Source organism: Planctomyces sp. SH-PL62 (assembly GCF_001610895.1).
Classification (GTDB): Bacteria; Planctomycetota; Planctomycetia; order Isosphaerales; family Isosphaeraceae; genus Paludisphaera.
Map to the genome: position 1 here is coordinate 1 of NZ_CP011277.1, position 12,514 is coordinate 12,514.

At 66.7% G+C, this 12,514-nt stretch carries 17 protein-coding genes; 2 read left to right on the top strand and 15 right to left on the bottom strand.

All coding sequences use genetic code 11. From position 1 onward, the window contains the following. Positions 1-171 precede the first annotated feature (171 nt). The 5 genes from VT85_RS26275 to VT85_RS28125 form a co-directional block, all read right to left on the bottom strand. Entirely contained in the window at positions 172-714 is a 543-nt protein-coding gene (locus VT85_RS26275) for a hypothetical protein (protein WP_068423172.1), read from the bottom strand. 59 nt (positions 715-773) lie between these two features. Next, positions 774-1,094, bottom strand: coding sequence for a hypothetical protein (locus tag VT85_RS26280; RefSeq protein WP_068423175.1), 321 nt, complete (start codon positions 1,092-1,094; stop codon positions 774-776). 43 nt (positions 1,095-1,137) lie between these two features. After that, positions 1,138-1,377, bottom strand: coding sequence for a helix-turn-helix domain-containing protein (locus VT85_RS26285; RefSeq protein WP_068423178.1), 240 nt, complete (start codon positions 1,375-1,377; stop codon positions 1,138-1,140). A 217-nt stretch (positions 1,378-1,594) separates the two neighbouring features. After that, on the bottom strand, positions 1,595-1,816 hold the full coding sequence (locus VT85_RS26290; RefSeq protein ID WP_068423181.1) for a hypothetical protein: 222 nt from the start codon (positions 1,814-1,816) through the stop codon (positions 1,595-1,597). Positions 1,817-1,870: 54 nt separating this feature from the next. Beyond that, positions 1,871-2,023: a hypothetical protein gene (locus tag VT85_RS28125; RefSeq protein ID WP_156513226.1), complete on the bottom strand. Its 153-nt coding sequence runs from the start codon at positions 2,021-2,023 to the stop codon at positions 1,871-1,873. 219 nt (positions 2,024-2,242) lie between these two features. Here VT85_RS28125 and VT85_RS26295 point away from each other — a divergent pair, with 219 nt between their 5' ends. Further along, positions 2,243-2,500 carry a hypothetical protein gene (locus VT85_RS26295; protein ID WP_156513227.1) on the top strand — a complete coding sequence of 86 codons (258 nt, stop codon included), beginning with the start codon at positions 2,243-2,245 and terminating at the stop codon, positions 2,498-2,500. 116 nt (positions 2,501-2,616) lie between these two features. Further along, a complete protein-coding gene (locus tag VT85_RS26300; RefSeq protein WP_068423187.1) occupies positions 2,617-3,423 on the top strand; it encodes a helix-turn-helix domain-containing protein in 807 nt (268 codons plus the stop codon). A 113-nt stretch (positions 3,424-3,536) separates the two neighbouring features. Here the strand turns inward: VT85_RS26300 and VT85_RS26305 are convergent, their stop codons facing one another. The 10 genes from VT85_RS26305 to VT85_RS26355 all read right to left on the bottom strand — a co-directional run bounded on the left by VT85_RS26305 (position 3,537) and on the right by VT85_RS26355 (position 12,443). After that, positions 3,537-3,818: a hypothetical protein gene (locus VT85_RS26305; RefSeq protein ID WP_068423190.1), complete on the bottom strand. Its 282-nt coding sequence runs from the start codon at positions 3,816-3,818 to the stop codon at positions 3,537-3,539. Positions 3,819-4,301: 483 nt separating this feature from the next. Next, on the bottom strand, positions 4,302-4,532 hold the full coding sequence (locus VT85_RS26310; protein ID WP_068423193.1) for a hypothetical protein: 231 nt from the start codon (positions 4,530-4,532) through the stop codon (positions 4,302-4,304). An 82-nt stretch (positions 4,533-4,614) separates the two neighbouring features. After that, positions 4,615-5,115 carry a YpsA SLOG family protein gene (locus tag VT85_RS26315; protein WP_068423196.1) on the bottom strand — a complete coding sequence of 167 codons (501 nt, stop codon included), beginning with the start codon at positions 5,113-5,115 and terminating at the stop codon, positions 4,615-4,617. 1,159 nt (positions 5,116-6,274) lie between these two features. Then, positions 6,275-6,505: a hypothetical protein gene (locus VT85_RS26320; protein WP_156513228.1), complete on the bottom strand. Its 231-nt coding sequence runs from the start codon at positions 6,503-6,505 to the stop codon at positions 6,275-6,277. Positions 6,506-6,744: 239 nt separating this feature from the next. Further along, entirely contained in the window at positions 6,745-7,233 is a 489-nt protein-coding gene (locus VT85_RS26325) for a hypothetical protein (protein ID WP_156513229.1), read from the bottom strand. 301 nt (positions 7,234-7,534) lie between these two features. Next, on the bottom strand, positions 7,535-7,732 hold the full coding sequence (locus tag VT85_RS26335; RefSeq protein ID WP_068423209.1) for a hypothetical protein: 198 nt from the start codon (positions 7,730-7,732) through the stop codon (positions 7,535-7,537). Continuing rightward, on the bottom strand, positions 7,729-8,361 hold the full coding sequence (locus VT85_RS26340) for a hypothetical protein (protein ID WP_068423212.1): 633 nt from the start codon (positions 8,359-8,361) through the stop codon (positions 7,729-7,731). Before VT85_RS26340 ends, VT85_RS26335 begins: the two co-directional genes overlap by 4 nt. A 280-nt stretch (positions 8,362-8,641) precedes the next feature. Beyond that, a complete protein-coding gene (locus VT85_RS26345; RefSeq protein ID WP_068423215.1) occupies positions 8,642-9,760 on the bottom strand; it encodes a phage major capsid protein in 1,119 nt (372 codons plus the stop codon). A 205-nt stretch (positions 9,761-9,965) separates the two neighbouring features. Then, positions 9,966-10,274: a hypothetical protein gene (locus VT85_RS26350; protein WP_156513230.1), complete on the bottom strand. Its 309-nt coding sequence runs from the start codon at positions 10,272-10,274 to the stop codon at positions 9,966-9,968. Positions 10,275-10,856: 582 nt separating this feature from the next. Next, entirely contained in the window at positions 10,857-12,443 is a 1,587-nt protein-coding gene (locus VT85_RS26355; RefSeq protein WP_068423221.1) for a phage/plasmid primase, P4 family, read from the bottom strand. Between the last annotated feature and the right edge of the window lie 71 nt (positions 12,444-12,514).

A 12,514-nucleotide genomic window follows, 5' to 3' on the forward strand; every position in this document is an offset into this window, starting at 1 on the left:
ACGCCCGTTGCTCGTCGGTCAGGGGCCCGGAAGCGCCGCGGACCCGAAGCCCGCCCGTCCGCTTCGCCGCGGGCGTCTCGGAGGATCGTTCCTTGATCCAACGGTACAGGTCGGCGACGACCTCTTGCCGATCCGGGATCGCCCCGTCAGGGCGTAGCAGGACTTCACCGGTTACGGTGAAGTACCTCCCTTCGCCGTAGACCTCGACGCCGTGTGTCCTCCTTCGTCCGCCTTCCGGCGGCAGCCGCCCCCGGGGAGCTTGCCGCGGGCCCAGACCTTGACGCCGTTTCCGCTCGGAGACACTTCGGCGTAGCAGCCCTTGAAGCGATCGAGCCACGCCTTAGCCCAATCGGCGATCTCCCCGCCGTCCAGGCAACCGTCCAGGTCGATCCCGACGTACGGGTCGCCCCCGGTGAACACGAAGCCCAGCCCGCTGAAGCGGCCGGGGGCCGCCTCGCGCAAGGCTTCCGCAGCCGCCTCGAACGTCGTCCAGGTCGCCGGGTCGGTCGTCGAGGCGTTCCGCCGCCCGTCGGCCGTCCTGGGGAGCTTTCGGCCGTCGACGTCCGTCCACAAGATCCATTGCTCCAGCGCCCGAAGCTCGGCCGGGACATTGGGCAAGTCGAACGGTCCGGGGACGCATGCCACGCCGGGGACGTCGAAGTCCTGGCAATCGGCGTCTTCATCGAAGCCGATGCCGTCGTCGCGAATTCTCATGATGCAAGTCGCTTTCAGGGGCCGTGCCCCGGGGTGGTCTCGGGCACCAGTCCTTCGGCTCACTCGCCGTCGGATTCTGACGCCACGAAGCTGGCGAATTCGCGGAGCCATCGAAGCATCCGCGCTTTCGTGGTGCCGAGCGGGAACGACTCCGCATCGGCCCCGCCGTCGCCGTCCAGGTGGTCGACCTCGATCGTGACGTGTGCGTCCCGCGAGTCCATCACGGCCGTCAACTCCGAGAGGACCCGGCCGTTGAAATCGGGCTCGCCCCCCATGAATTCGTCGACCGCGTCGATCGCGTCGCGGACCAGCTTGCGGACCAGTTCGTCGAGGAATGCGTCGTCCAGCTTCTCGCTGGGGGCGACCTTATATCGGTTCATGTCGATATCCTTTCCGATTAAGGGGTCGATCGTCCGAAGTCCGTCAAGCGGGGCCGGGCGACGCCTGCCCCTTCTTCGACCTATTGAGGTAGTCGCCGGCCACCAGCATGGCCGCGATGTCGGGCCGGACCCGCCAGGCGTCCAGGTCGCTTCGCTTGACGAAGTTTCTGGAGCCGACCTTGATCGACGGCAGCCCGAAGAATCGGACGTACTGCCGGACCGCCCCGACCGATCGGCCCAGCGATTGCCCAGTCTCGACGATGGTCAAGATTTCGTCGTTCACGCCGTTCGCCCCCCGCTTGGTACTCCACAACCGTTCACCTTGTTCCCACATATTGGTATATAACACGACCACCATGACCTCGGCCGTCGCCGCCGAGAATCCGGGAGGCCGGGCGTGCGCCGGCCCGAAACGCAAGCCGCCCGCCGACGTCGCGTGGGGCGTCGTGGACGGGCGGCGGCGGGGGTCGGCTAGACCCCCTCGACACGTCGAGGGACGGCTAGGCCCCCGTAGGCACGGCGGGGGCGTCGTGTCTCAGATAGAGGATCAGGTCGGCTAGGAGCGTCGAGGGCCGACGTACCCAGCCAGGGCCCGTTAGGTGCGGTTGTCTGGCCAACATCTCCCCCTCGGTCGCCCTGGTGGTCAGGAACAGGTCGACGTCGACTTGTTCCCCGCCGACCGTCCCGCCCACGATCCGGACCATCTCGCCTACGGTGATCATCGCGTGTTCTCCTGGTATGCGGTCTCGTCGCTCATTGCGTCCCGCCCCCGCCTCTCAGCGGGCCGGGGGGTTCAGGGTCCATTCCTTGTGCTCGACGGGCTTCCCGGCCTTCGCCGCGGCGGCGGCCTCGCAGCGCCTGCGGTTCTCTTCGCGGAGCCAGGCCCGCCGTTCTTCCAGGGTCTTCAAGGCGTAGAAGCCGGTTTCCATCGGTCTCGTCTCCGGGGCGTCGTCCAGCCGATCTCTATTCCCGATACCTGGTATTCTAGTTACTGAAATATTTCAGTCAATAGGTTTCTCTGTATCTCAGTTATTTTGTTTGACGAGCGACCAAAGCCGATATACTGCACGGTAGACGAAGCTACCGCGGGCCTGTACTTTGGGGATGGAAGGCGGGGATTCATGACGGCCGCGACGTTGGAGCGAGACATGGCCGAAGCTGGACGGAAGGCGGCGGGGCGTCCCAGGGGGGATCGGGACGACGTCCCGGTCAAACTCGACCGATCCTTGGTCGACCGGGCCCGCGTCGTCGCGGCCTACAAAAAGACGACCCTGGCGGAACTCCTGAGCGTGATGCTCAAGGGTCCGGTCGATCGGGCCTACGCCCAGATGGCGAAGGATCTCACCAAGCCGGCCGCGAAGGCGTCGAAGGACGCCGGCAAAGAACGAGGGCCGACAAGCCCGTAAGCCGCGCCCCTCTGGCATGATGCCGGGCGGCGCGCGATGATCGTCCGCGTTCGAAATGAAAAAGCCCGGACGGTGCGACCAACACCGGCCGGGCTAGAAAATCTACAGGTGCCCCAATGATCCACTCCAGCCCCCTGCGAGTCAAGGCGGCCGTGCGCGAACAGCACGGCGCGACCCGAACAATCCCCTTCGCCTTCCGGGCCGACCCGATCGCCCTGGACGGACTCGGGCTCAATAGGACCGCCCGCGCCGTGTTCGTCCTCCTCCTGGACAACGCCCGCTCCCGCGGCTGGCGGTCTCGACTCAGCAACGGCACGCTCGCCCGGATCCTCGGTTGCTGCGAGATGACCGTCGGTCGGGCCTTGCTCGCCCTCGAAAGGGCCGGGCTGATCGCCCGCGACTACACCCACGGCGGCCGGGTCCGCACGGGCATCCGCGTGACCTGGGAAGCCCTCCAACAGTCGTGTGGTACTGAACGGGCGTGCGTTCAACAGGAGTGTGGGACGGGTTCGACAGCGGCGCGGGAGGGGTTCAACATCCCTGTCGAACTAACCAGAGCGCCCCATCAGAGCGAGGAACAGACCGCCCCGATTCTCTCCCAGGATGAAGACCCGGAGGAAGCGGCCCGCTTCGCGCAGCTCGGCCCAGCGGGATACCTCCGCGCGATGATCGAGGCCGGACGGAAGGACGCCCGTCGAGCGAGCGCCCCGCCGCCGACGTCGAGAATCGGCGACGCGCCCGCCAAGGGTCGGAGCGAACCGGACGCCACGCCCGCCAAGGTTGCGGCGGTCGGACGCCCCCCGTCCCGCCTTCCGGGCCGCGTCTGGACGATCCCAGGCGCGAAGTCGGCCGGATGCTCGGGGATCTCGCCCACGGCTTCACAGCGGGCCTGCCAGGACGATCGGCGGGACGTCGCCGCTTGACGCCCGCCGAGTTGGCGCGCCAGGTCGCCGAAGTGCGGCGCAAGTACGCCGGCCGATCGTCGTCGGGCGGGGGCTGAATCGTCGATCCGTACTAGACTCGGGCCGCTTTGCGTTCAGGGCGATTCCAGGTCTACATGCGCAATGACAACGTCGACTGATGAACCGAGGCTTTCAATGGTGTCCACGACGACCATCGGGAACGTCAGTCCGGGTTTATCGTGGGGCCACAGGACGACCCCGTCGCCCTTCTGAATGACGTCATTCGGAATATGGAAGGTCGCTTCGAGGCGTCTCTCGGTGCCTCCCATGTCCACCTCGACGGACTCGGCGAGTACCTCGTGCCCCCGCGTCAGTCGCCCTTTGGTCTTTCTGGCGATCCTTTCGCTGTCCACCATCTCCCCTCCCCTGCCCCGGTCGCTCCACGCGCCGCATCGGCGGCACGAATCGCCCAACCGGACCATAGTCCCGTTTCAGGCTGCGATTTCGCCGTCAGAGTCTAACGGGCTTGCCTTGCCGGACCGATCACTAGTGTCAGGTTGACCGGGCGTCTTTCTCCGGTCGACAACGACGACCCCTCGGAGAGCCTCCCTGAGAACGGCGGCCGCCCACGCGGAGCGGTCCATGTTCGCCATCGCCGCCGCTGCGGCCCAACGGACATGAGTGTCGGCGTCGACGATCACTGTCGCCTTTACGGTGCGTTCGGTCTGCGGAACTGCGGTCTTCCGTCGACGAGGGGCGGGGGTCATACGTAGGGCCTCCGGTGCGTAACAGGGCAAGCCCGCGGAGTCATGACCGCGGGCTTACTCTACTTCGAACGTCCGCACCTGCGGACTTGAAGATGGTCGCCCTTACGGACCTCCCCGCTTCTGCGTGCCCGATCACATGCGTAGAGGCTTGGACGTGAAGCCGCCCCCGCCGCTCGGCTTCGGTGCCGGGTTTTCGATCATGTCGACGATCGCGTCGTAGCCCTGGGTGGTGTCGATCGTCCGGCCGGTCTTCAACTCGATGAGCGCCAAGTGGGGGCCGCGTTGATGAACCGCGGCGATCGAATCGACACTTATATATACTTTGCTGCCGTCGGTGTTCCGCTCGATGACGGTGATGAACATGGCCGGCCCCTCGGTCCCGTGAAACGTCGTGGAACGCGGGGCCGATTGTAAGGCTAGGCGACGTTCCATGCGAGGCGCCCGGTCAGCCGGTCTCGCGGGCCTCGGTCCGCCCCTCGGCGACTAGCCGCCGGAACAAGGCGGTCAGGAACCTTTCCGCCCGGTCGCCGATGCCTGGACAGCGGCTCTCGCGGTTGCCCGCGATGTTCAGGACCGCGATGGGGTGGACGTCGAGCCATTCGACGACGTGCCCCACGGTGGTCAGCCCAAGCGTGCCGACCATCCAGGTTCGCCCGTGGGCCTCGGCCGCCGCGAGGGTCGCCCGGTATCCCGCAGAACCGCCGGGACCGAGCCAGAGCGTCCCATCGGAATCGCGGACGTTCGCCCGGGTCCGCTCGACGTAATCGGCCGCGGCGGTCGCCTGGAGCCCGTACAGGTCCGCCAGGTCGGGCCGCGGGCCCGCTTCGGTCAGGCACCGCCTCGGCATCCATCCGCCGGTCGCGATACCCGCGGCGCGGGCGGCGCGCAAGGCCGCCTGATCGACGCCCGTCTGCCCCCCCGAGACCACCTTTCGGAGCCTGGCCATGGTCCGCCCCGGTTCCGTGGAACGTCGTGGAACGCGGGTCCGATTATAACGCCGCGCCGCCGGATCGGCCCAATTCGGGCTCAACAACCCATAAACAATCGCCGTGGTGGCATAATATGGATTATCAGTCGGACATATTTACAAATTTATATTATGTTGGATTTTCGCCGCCGTCCAGCCGAAGAGGCCGCGTCGAGGGTGACGCGTGAGGGCCAGCGGCAAACTTGAATGCTTGTTTCATGAATGCGTGCAAGCAACTAAAAGCATCCATGCACTGTGTCTTTAAGACAACAGGTGTTGTCTAACTAATCTTGAATCGTTGGGGGCCATTTCTGGATAAGCCGTGATTCTGGCCAAAATCTCACGTCCACGAGCTTGTTCTCCAATCCGCAATCTCATTTAGCCACGCGGAAGAAAAACCGTTTGCGTTTTTTGGAAAGGTATCCCATGTTGACACCCTGGACGCCGGCGTGGCCTAACGCCTAAAGGTCCACATAGTCCAAAGACACAGAGGAGCCGAACGAGGGCCTAATCTCGTTCGACCTCTCTGTGGGGTTTCCCTCGCCTGTCAGATGAAAGGAGAACCCTTGCCCCGGAAAAACCGGAGACGGCGCGGATCGGCTGCACGATCTCGCCGAAAGCGACGCCAGAAGCGTCGCGGGAGCGTCTGCCGACGCTCCGCTCGTCACGACCGCCAGTCGGCCAAGCCTTCTGAGAGGTTTGACCGAAGTGCAGGCGTTGCGGTTCCTCAAGGAAATACCGCAGCGGCCCGTGATTGTCCATTCGAAAACCCGAGCACGCAACCGGATGGCAAATTTGCCACGTCGAAGGTGCTCCGGTGGGTCGCCGCTATCGCGGCGACCTGGGGTATCCGCAAGGGCTTGGATTGGCTCTGGGGTTGGCTTGTCAGCCACAGTGACGACATCCAGCCGGTTGACGCCTAGCCTCGGCGCGGACCTCTTTTGAATGTGCTGCAATAAAACAACAGCCGGGCTCTTGGCAGGGCCCGGCTGTTTGCCGTCATACTGCGTCGCTCTCATCTCGTTGACGCCTGACAGCCGGGCGATCATGGGGACGGTCATCCCCTGTTTCTGACGGGCGGCCCCCACAGGTCGCGACGCAGGGCCGCCCGCTCCGACCCCGTCATGCCCGGCCGGAATCAAGCCGATGCGGCGTCGCCCTCGTAGATGACCTCGTATTCGTTCAAGTGCTCCTGAATCAGCGATTCGACGATCTCCGATCGCGAACGGCTTTCCATGACGGCCGTGACGCCGAGCTTCATCAGGGAGCCCGGCGACAGCGTGAAGGACATCTTCCGGAAGCCGCCTTCGGCGGGAAGGCCGTCGGGGCGACGCGAGTCCTGAGACGCCGGGGCGAGAACATCAGCCATCGGGAACGACCCTCGCGACATCGAAGAATAAGCAGGGTTAAAGACGACGAATCCTTTTATCGTCCCCGCGACGTCGCCGCTTCAAAGAAACCCGCCCCGAGTTCGTCGTATCGCACGGCAAACCAGGGGGTTACGTCGACTAGTCGACTTGTCCCCAGGTCGATTAGTCGACCTGGCATCGATCACGCCGCTTCGCTTTCATGCCGTCGCGGCCAGGGCTTCCCACGCGCCGCGCGTTCTCACCAATGCCCATCCGGGCAACGCTCGGCCGCGCCCCACGGCTTGACCGACGCGAGGCACCCGCACCGGAAACACCGATCCTGCGCCGCGTCGTACTGATTCGTGGGGCAAGCCCGGCAGATCGCCCGGCGGCGGTCGTATTCCTCGCGCGGGACGGTCGCCAGCCCCGACGCGACGAACCGCGCGGCCGCGCCCGCCAGGTTGCCGGCCTGGGTCGCGAGCGAGGGGTAGGCGGGGGGCTCGACGAGCGGCATGGCGTAGGAGGAGGAGGGGAGGCCCCGCAGTTCGACGTCCGATTCGCCGCGATCGAAGCAAGCCAGGCAACGGAGCGTTTCGACCGGGCCGCCGTGCTTGGCGCATCCGCCGCCCGCGAGCGATCGGCAGTCGCCCAGCGAGGCGACCACGTCGGGGCGCTCGCGGTAGGCCGCGAGGACGGCCGCGTCCGATAAGTCGATCATGACCACGTGAACCCCGTGCAATCGTTCCACGTCCAGAATCCGCACCCCGTGACGAACGTTCGAAGCGTCGGGTGGCGGCTTGAAATGACCCAATTGGGGGTCGTCCCGAACGGGACGACGATTCGGGCTTCTCCCGCAAACCAACCGACGCCCGATCCCGTCACCGCCGACCCAAGGAACGTCATCGACGAGTCGTAAGCGGAGACCGTTATTCCGCTCGTCGCCGGCCCGCACAGGGTGCCGACGTCCGAGGAGTTGAGCCGCATCGTCAACGTGCAGCCGGTCGGCGCGGGCCCGCACCCGCAATCCGCGCAACCTGGATCGAACAGCATCAGGAACAACTCCCGGTCATCAACCACCATTTTCCGCCGATCCAACCGAGCGTCACCGCCCTGGGGGACGCGATGGAAGACGGCATCGTCTTGTGATTCCAGACCTCGACGGGGTCGCCGGACTCCGTCCAGACGCCGCCGGGGTTGGACCGATAGATTTGCGCCCGGCCGCTCGACGACGACGCGCCGAGACTCACCCCGCCGCCCTCGATGCGGACGCCAGGGCTTCCCACTGGGGGGCGGACGTATCGTCGTCCAGGGGATCGGGCGGCATGTCCGCCGCCGGGTCGAAATGCACCTTCGGATGGGCGTCGAAGCCGCTTTGATGGCAGACCATGCAGACGAACGGGGAGCCCGCGGGGATAGGCCCCTTGTGCGGACACTCGGACGTCGGAGTGAGGGGCCCGACCGGGAACAGCGGCGTCAACTTCGGCGTCAGGTCGACCGCGGGGCCGCGTCGCCCGCCTTGCGGCTCCGGGGCGTCGGCGAAGCCGATCCGGGTCCGGACGTAGCGGACGTTTACGCCGGCCTCGTCGGCGATTTCCGCGTCGCTCATGCCGTTCGCCCGGAGGGTCCGCCAGCCTTCGGCCTCGTCGGCGTCGACGGGGTCGGCGTCCAGGTCGCGGGCCGTCGCCGGGCCGTCGTGGAACTCCGCGGCCCCGGCCCGCTCGACGGCCGCCCGGACGAATCCGGCCGTGACGTGGAACCGCTTGGCGACCTCGACGGCGTTCCCGGTCTTCCGCCAGCGCTCGACGCACTTCGCCGCCACGGCTTCCGCCGTCCGGGCCTGGCGGGTCTCGATCGCGGCTAGGGCGGACGTCGGCATCGGTCGCGTCTCCGGGCCTACCTCGTGTCGATGTGGTGCGAGTCGCGGGCGGCTCTTACGTCAGCCTTTGGCCGCCCAGCGGGGCGACGTCGGGCGACGTCGGAGTCGGCTTTCCGACCGTCCGTTTCCGCCCGGCAGTAAGGCCGTCGCGACGACGCCCTCCGGGACCACGAAAATCGGCCTCGCCCGCCCCCCATGATGGTCCATGTATCGACTACCTTTTATTCGATGAAGGAAAGCCCCCCGGGGCCGTCTCGGGGCCCCGGGGGCGTGGCACGGGTCAGGACGTCGCCAGGTCTTTGAACAGGACGAACGATTCCGCGTGCCGGAACAGGACGCGGACGTCGAGGAAGGCCAGGACGCGGACGGCCCCGTCGTCCCGAAGACTCTTGGGGTCGATGTTGAGTTGCATGGTGGGGGAGAGGTTGACGACGACGTCGTTCCAGTTCCCGTACGCAAGGGCCGTCAGGCCGGTCCCCGAGCCCTTCGTGAGATTCGCCGGGACGCTCGTCGTCGATACAGCCTTCTTGCCCAAGATCCGATCGGCGTCCGACCAGAGCCACGCGCCCGACTCGCCCGCCGAACCGTCGGTCAGCCGCAACACGGCCTCCCCGTCGGGGCTCGTCAGCCAGCCCATCGCGGCCGTCGCCGACGCGTCGCCGTTGGCGTTGTGGACCGCCTTCATGGCGGCCACGAGAGCCGCCCGGGTCGCCGGGCCCCCGTTCGTCCCGAACGCCTGAATCGGCACGCCGTCCAGGTCCAGGAGTCCGATCGGCTCCAGGTCGCCGGCCCCCGCGATGACGGCTTTATCGATTTCGGCCGCGAACCCGGCCGCGATGTCCGCCACGAGGTAGTCGTGGAATTCGTCGTCGGTCGAGTTCCAAACCTTCCGCTCGACGAGCATCAACACCGCCAGCGTCTTCGTCGCGCCGCCCTCGTCGGCGACGATCACGGGGGAGGCTTGCGGGGCCGGGTCCCCGTCCGCGATCCATCCCACGGCAGTGGCCGACGTCTTCGTGGGGATGCTGGCCAGCATCTGCCCAGTCCCCTGAAGGCTCGCGAACCGAACGCCCAGCATGCCGGCGGCCGACTTGCTGCGGAGGACGGTCGTGAATTCGAGGGGCGACGAGGGCAAGGGGGTGGCCAGGACGGAACGCGTCGCCAGTTCCAGGCTCTGCGTCCGGGGGCCCATCGCGTCGAGCGGGACGAACACCCCGCCCCGGTAGCGCTCCTGGTTCATGTTCCGCTTCAAGGCTTCGTTGACGCGCCCTTCGAGGCCGCCGGGGGAACCCCGCTTACTGAGGCCGTCGACCACGGAGCGGGTCATGGTGGCGAGCGAGTAATTCGACCGGCTGTAGATGACGTGTTGATCCGTCTGGGGGTCTCGGAGGTTGAGCAAAACGGGGCTCCTGAGTGGCGATCCGTGGGGGCGAGGGGCCGCGACGACGTCGAGACGGCCCAGTGGGGTGGACGCGGACGAGCGGGCCGGCGCGTCGCACGGCGCGCAGAGGGCCCGGGGAGCCCACTACGGGGCTGATGGAGCTTCGATCGGTGGAACCCTCGTCTCGCGCCGTGGACGCGCTGCGGGGGAAGCTGGGGCCGCCTTAGGCCAGGTCGTCCGCCGCGAGGGCGGCGGCTTTCTTGAGGCCCTGCCGGACGGCCGCCTCGGAGACCCTCGACAGTCGGGCGATCTGGGGGACCGACATGCCTTCTCGACGCCGTTCGACCCAGAGGGCCCGCCGCAGCGAGGCCAGTTCGAAGCGGGCCGTTTCGGACCTCGCGAGTTTCGCGTAGACGGCCGCCGTCGTGACGCCGCACCGGACGGCTATCTCCTCGACGGCCGCCCCCTGGCCGTACAACCGCCGGATGCGGCCGCCCAGGCGGATGCGGGCCTCTCTATCCATTGCTGCCATCAAGGTGTCTCCACGTCGAGCCTCCCAGGGGGCGACATGCGGGATAGGGGCGTTTTCAGCGGTTCGCCAGTGGCCATGCGAACACGATTGCTTTCGTAGCCCCTACTAGATCACACCTTGGAATTTTGTCAAGCCGAGTCTGAAAAGTCGAGACGCAACCCATTGATGAGACTGGGTTAAACTCTGTTTCGGCCGCCAAAAATTGCAGCATACACCCGAGGGAGTCCGCAGCGATTCCCGATCGCAAGCCCCGGATTTAGGGGTCTCGGGGGTGCATCAAAACGTGCGCGGGGTCACCTTCGCTCCGCACTATTTGAACTTTTCAACAAATTACCCCCCCCCTCCCTCCTTTGGGCGTCGAGGATGGGGCCGTCTCTGCGGCTTCTTGGGACGAACGGGACAATGGGACCGACTTTCGGCATTAACGGCCCCGCGTAAGGGATTAAGGCCGTTAATGGGCAATCTGAGTCCCGATTGTCCCAGGGGTTCCGTAAAGCCTGTCGACGTAGACGTTTACCGCTGTGGGAGAAACTCCCATTGGGCGGAATGACGGGAGGACGCTAGCTCCCATTAAGCGTCAATTCACTCGGATTCGCTGTCCGCCGCCCCCCAATTGGGCGGTTTCAGTCCCACGCCGACGTACCAAAGGCTGCTGCTCTTCACGGTCTCGATGCCGCGCTCCCTCATGGCTTGGCCGAAGGTCCGCATCGTCATCGGCCGTTCGCCCCCCGACTCGGCCCAAGCCTTGTAGGCTTCGAAGACCTGGCCGCAACGCGTCCTCATCGACGGGTCCAGCACCGCCCGTTCTTCGAGGAACAGGCCCATGACGTCCTGCTCGGAGCGATACTCGGCGGTCGCCCTGGTGACGACGTCCGGCTCGTTCAAGCCGACCTCTTGCCACGCCAGGCAACCCCGGACGCACCACGCCAGGATGCCCGGGAACTCGGCCCGCAGCTTCTCGGGCATCTCCGGGTCGGCCGCTTCCCCATCCACCCGGACGCTGAAGGGGATGAGCCGGACCCGCCGCCAAACGCCGTTGTCCGTCCCCTTGACCACGGGCTTGTGATTCGTGGCCATCACGATCGTGTGCGACGGGGAGAACTCCCAAAAGTCCTCGCGCATCCGCCGGGCCCGGATGCGATCGCCCCCCGTCAATTCCTTGACCATGACCTCGTCGAGCCGCCGCCCGCTCTCGGTCTCGATGGCGACCACGAACCGCTTGCCGAACAGGTCGGCCCGGTCGGTGGGGTGGGTCTCGTGGGACTTCGCCATGAGCATGGCGGGGGGGGCCTTCATGGCGTAGCAAGTCCCCAGGACGTCCTGGAGCGTCCCCAGGATCGTGCTCTTGCCGTTGCTGCCGTCCCCGTAGCAGACCGGCATGACGTGATCCCGGACCACGCCGAGAAGGGCGTACCCGCAGACCCGTTGCCAGTAGGCGATGAGGGCTTGATTCCCGGCGAAGAACAGATTGAGGGTGGCTTCCCACTGGGGGCATTTCGCGTCCGGGTCGAATGCGACGGGGCATAGCTGGGTGATCAGGTCCGCCCGATCGTGGGGCCGAAGCGCCCCCGTCCGCAGGTCGATCGTCCCGTTCTCGCAGTTGAGGACCCATCCGTCCCGATTCATCTCTTCCGGCAGGATCGGAATCCCCGGCTCGGTCGCCGCCATCGCGATCATGGCGTCGATCCGGGCCTTCGACTGGGAAGCGATCGCGTGGTCGGCGTGCCGCTTCCGCTCGTCTCCGTCGAGCCTGGCCGCTTCGACGAGGATCTTGCGGGCCGTCTCCTTCGCCAGCCGCTGGACGGCCCCCGTCCGGTCGACGGCGTACCGCTTGCCGTCCCAGACGATCCAGTCGCCCCACGGGTTGCAGTAGCGGACGTCGCCGCCGTAGCGGACCGCGAACCGCTCGCCGTTCCCCATGTCGGTCCGCATCTTCCTGGCGAGGACGGCATCCAGGCTTTCCGCCCCGTCCGCCCCCCCGGCCCCCTGCCCCGGCCGACTCTCGCCCGCGCCGAGCAACCAACCCCGGCGGCCTTCGGCTTTGTACGCCTGATCGACCTTATGCCGGATCTCGCGTTCGGTCCACGGCGGGACGCATCGCGGGTTGTACTCGTCCATCAGGAGTCGGAAGGCGACGTCGGGCGCCAGGTCGAACCCCGGGCCGATCATCGCGGCCCGGAACGTCGTCCCGTGTCCGTCCTGCCCGCTGACCGCCGGATCGACCTTGGCCAGATAGGCGG

Excerpts from the sequence above, each read along its gene's own strand:
- VT85_RS26275 (WP_068423172.1), bottom strand. The coding sequence starts at position 714 with ATGAGAATTCGCGACGACGGCATCGGCTTCGATGAAGACGCCGATTGC.
- VT85_RS26280 (WP_068423175.1), bottom strand. The coding sequence starts at position 1,094 with ATGAACCGATATAAGGTCGCCCCCAGCGAGAAGCTGGACGACGCATTC.
- VT85_RS26290 (WP_068423181.1), bottom strand. The coding sequence starts at position 1,816 with ATGATCACCGTAGGCGAGATGGTCCGGATCGTGGGCGGGACGGTCGGC.
- VT85_RS28125 (WP_156513226.1), bottom strand. The coding sequence starts at position 2,023 with ATGGAAACCGGCTTCTACGCCTTGAAGACCCTGGAAGAACGGCGGGCC.
- VT85_RS26295 (WP_156513227.1), top strand. The coding sequence starts at position 2,243 with ATGGCCGAAGCTGGACGGAAGGCGGCGGGGCGTCCCAGGGGGGATCGG.
- VT85_RS26300 (WP_068423187.1), top strand. The coding sequence starts at position 2,617 with ATGATCCACTCCAGCCCCCTGCGAGTCAAGGCGGCCGTGCGCGAACAG.
- VT85_RS26305 (WP_068423190.1), bottom strand. The coding sequence starts at position 3,818 with ATGGTGGACAGCGAAAGGATCGCCAGAAAGACCAAAGGGCGACTGACG.
- VT85_RS26310 (WP_068423193.1), bottom strand. The coding sequence starts at position 4,532 with ATGTTCATCACCGTCATCGAGCGGAACACCGACGGCAGCAAAGTATAT.
- VT85_RS26315 (WP_068423196.1), bottom strand. The coding sequence starts at position 5,115 with ATGGCCAGGCTCCGAAAGGTGGTCTCGGGGGGGCAGACGGGCGTCGAT.
- VT85_RS26320 (WP_156513228.1), bottom strand. The coding sequence starts at position 6,505 with ATGGCTGATGTTCTCGCCCCGGCGTCTCAGGACTCGCGTCGCCCCGAC.
- VT85_RS26340 (WP_068423212.1), bottom strand. The coding sequence starts at position 8,361 with ATGCCGACGTCCGCCCTAGCCGCGATCGAGACCCGCCAGGCCCGGACG.
- VT85_RS26350 (WP_156513230.1), bottom strand. The coding sequence starts at position 10,274 with ATGGCAGCAATGGATAGAGAGGCCCGCATCCGCCTGGGCGGCCGCATC.
- VT85_RS26355 (WP_068423221.1), bottom strand. The coding sequence starts at position 12,443 with ATGATCGGCCCGGGGTTCGACCTGGCGCCCGACGTCGCCTTCCGACTC.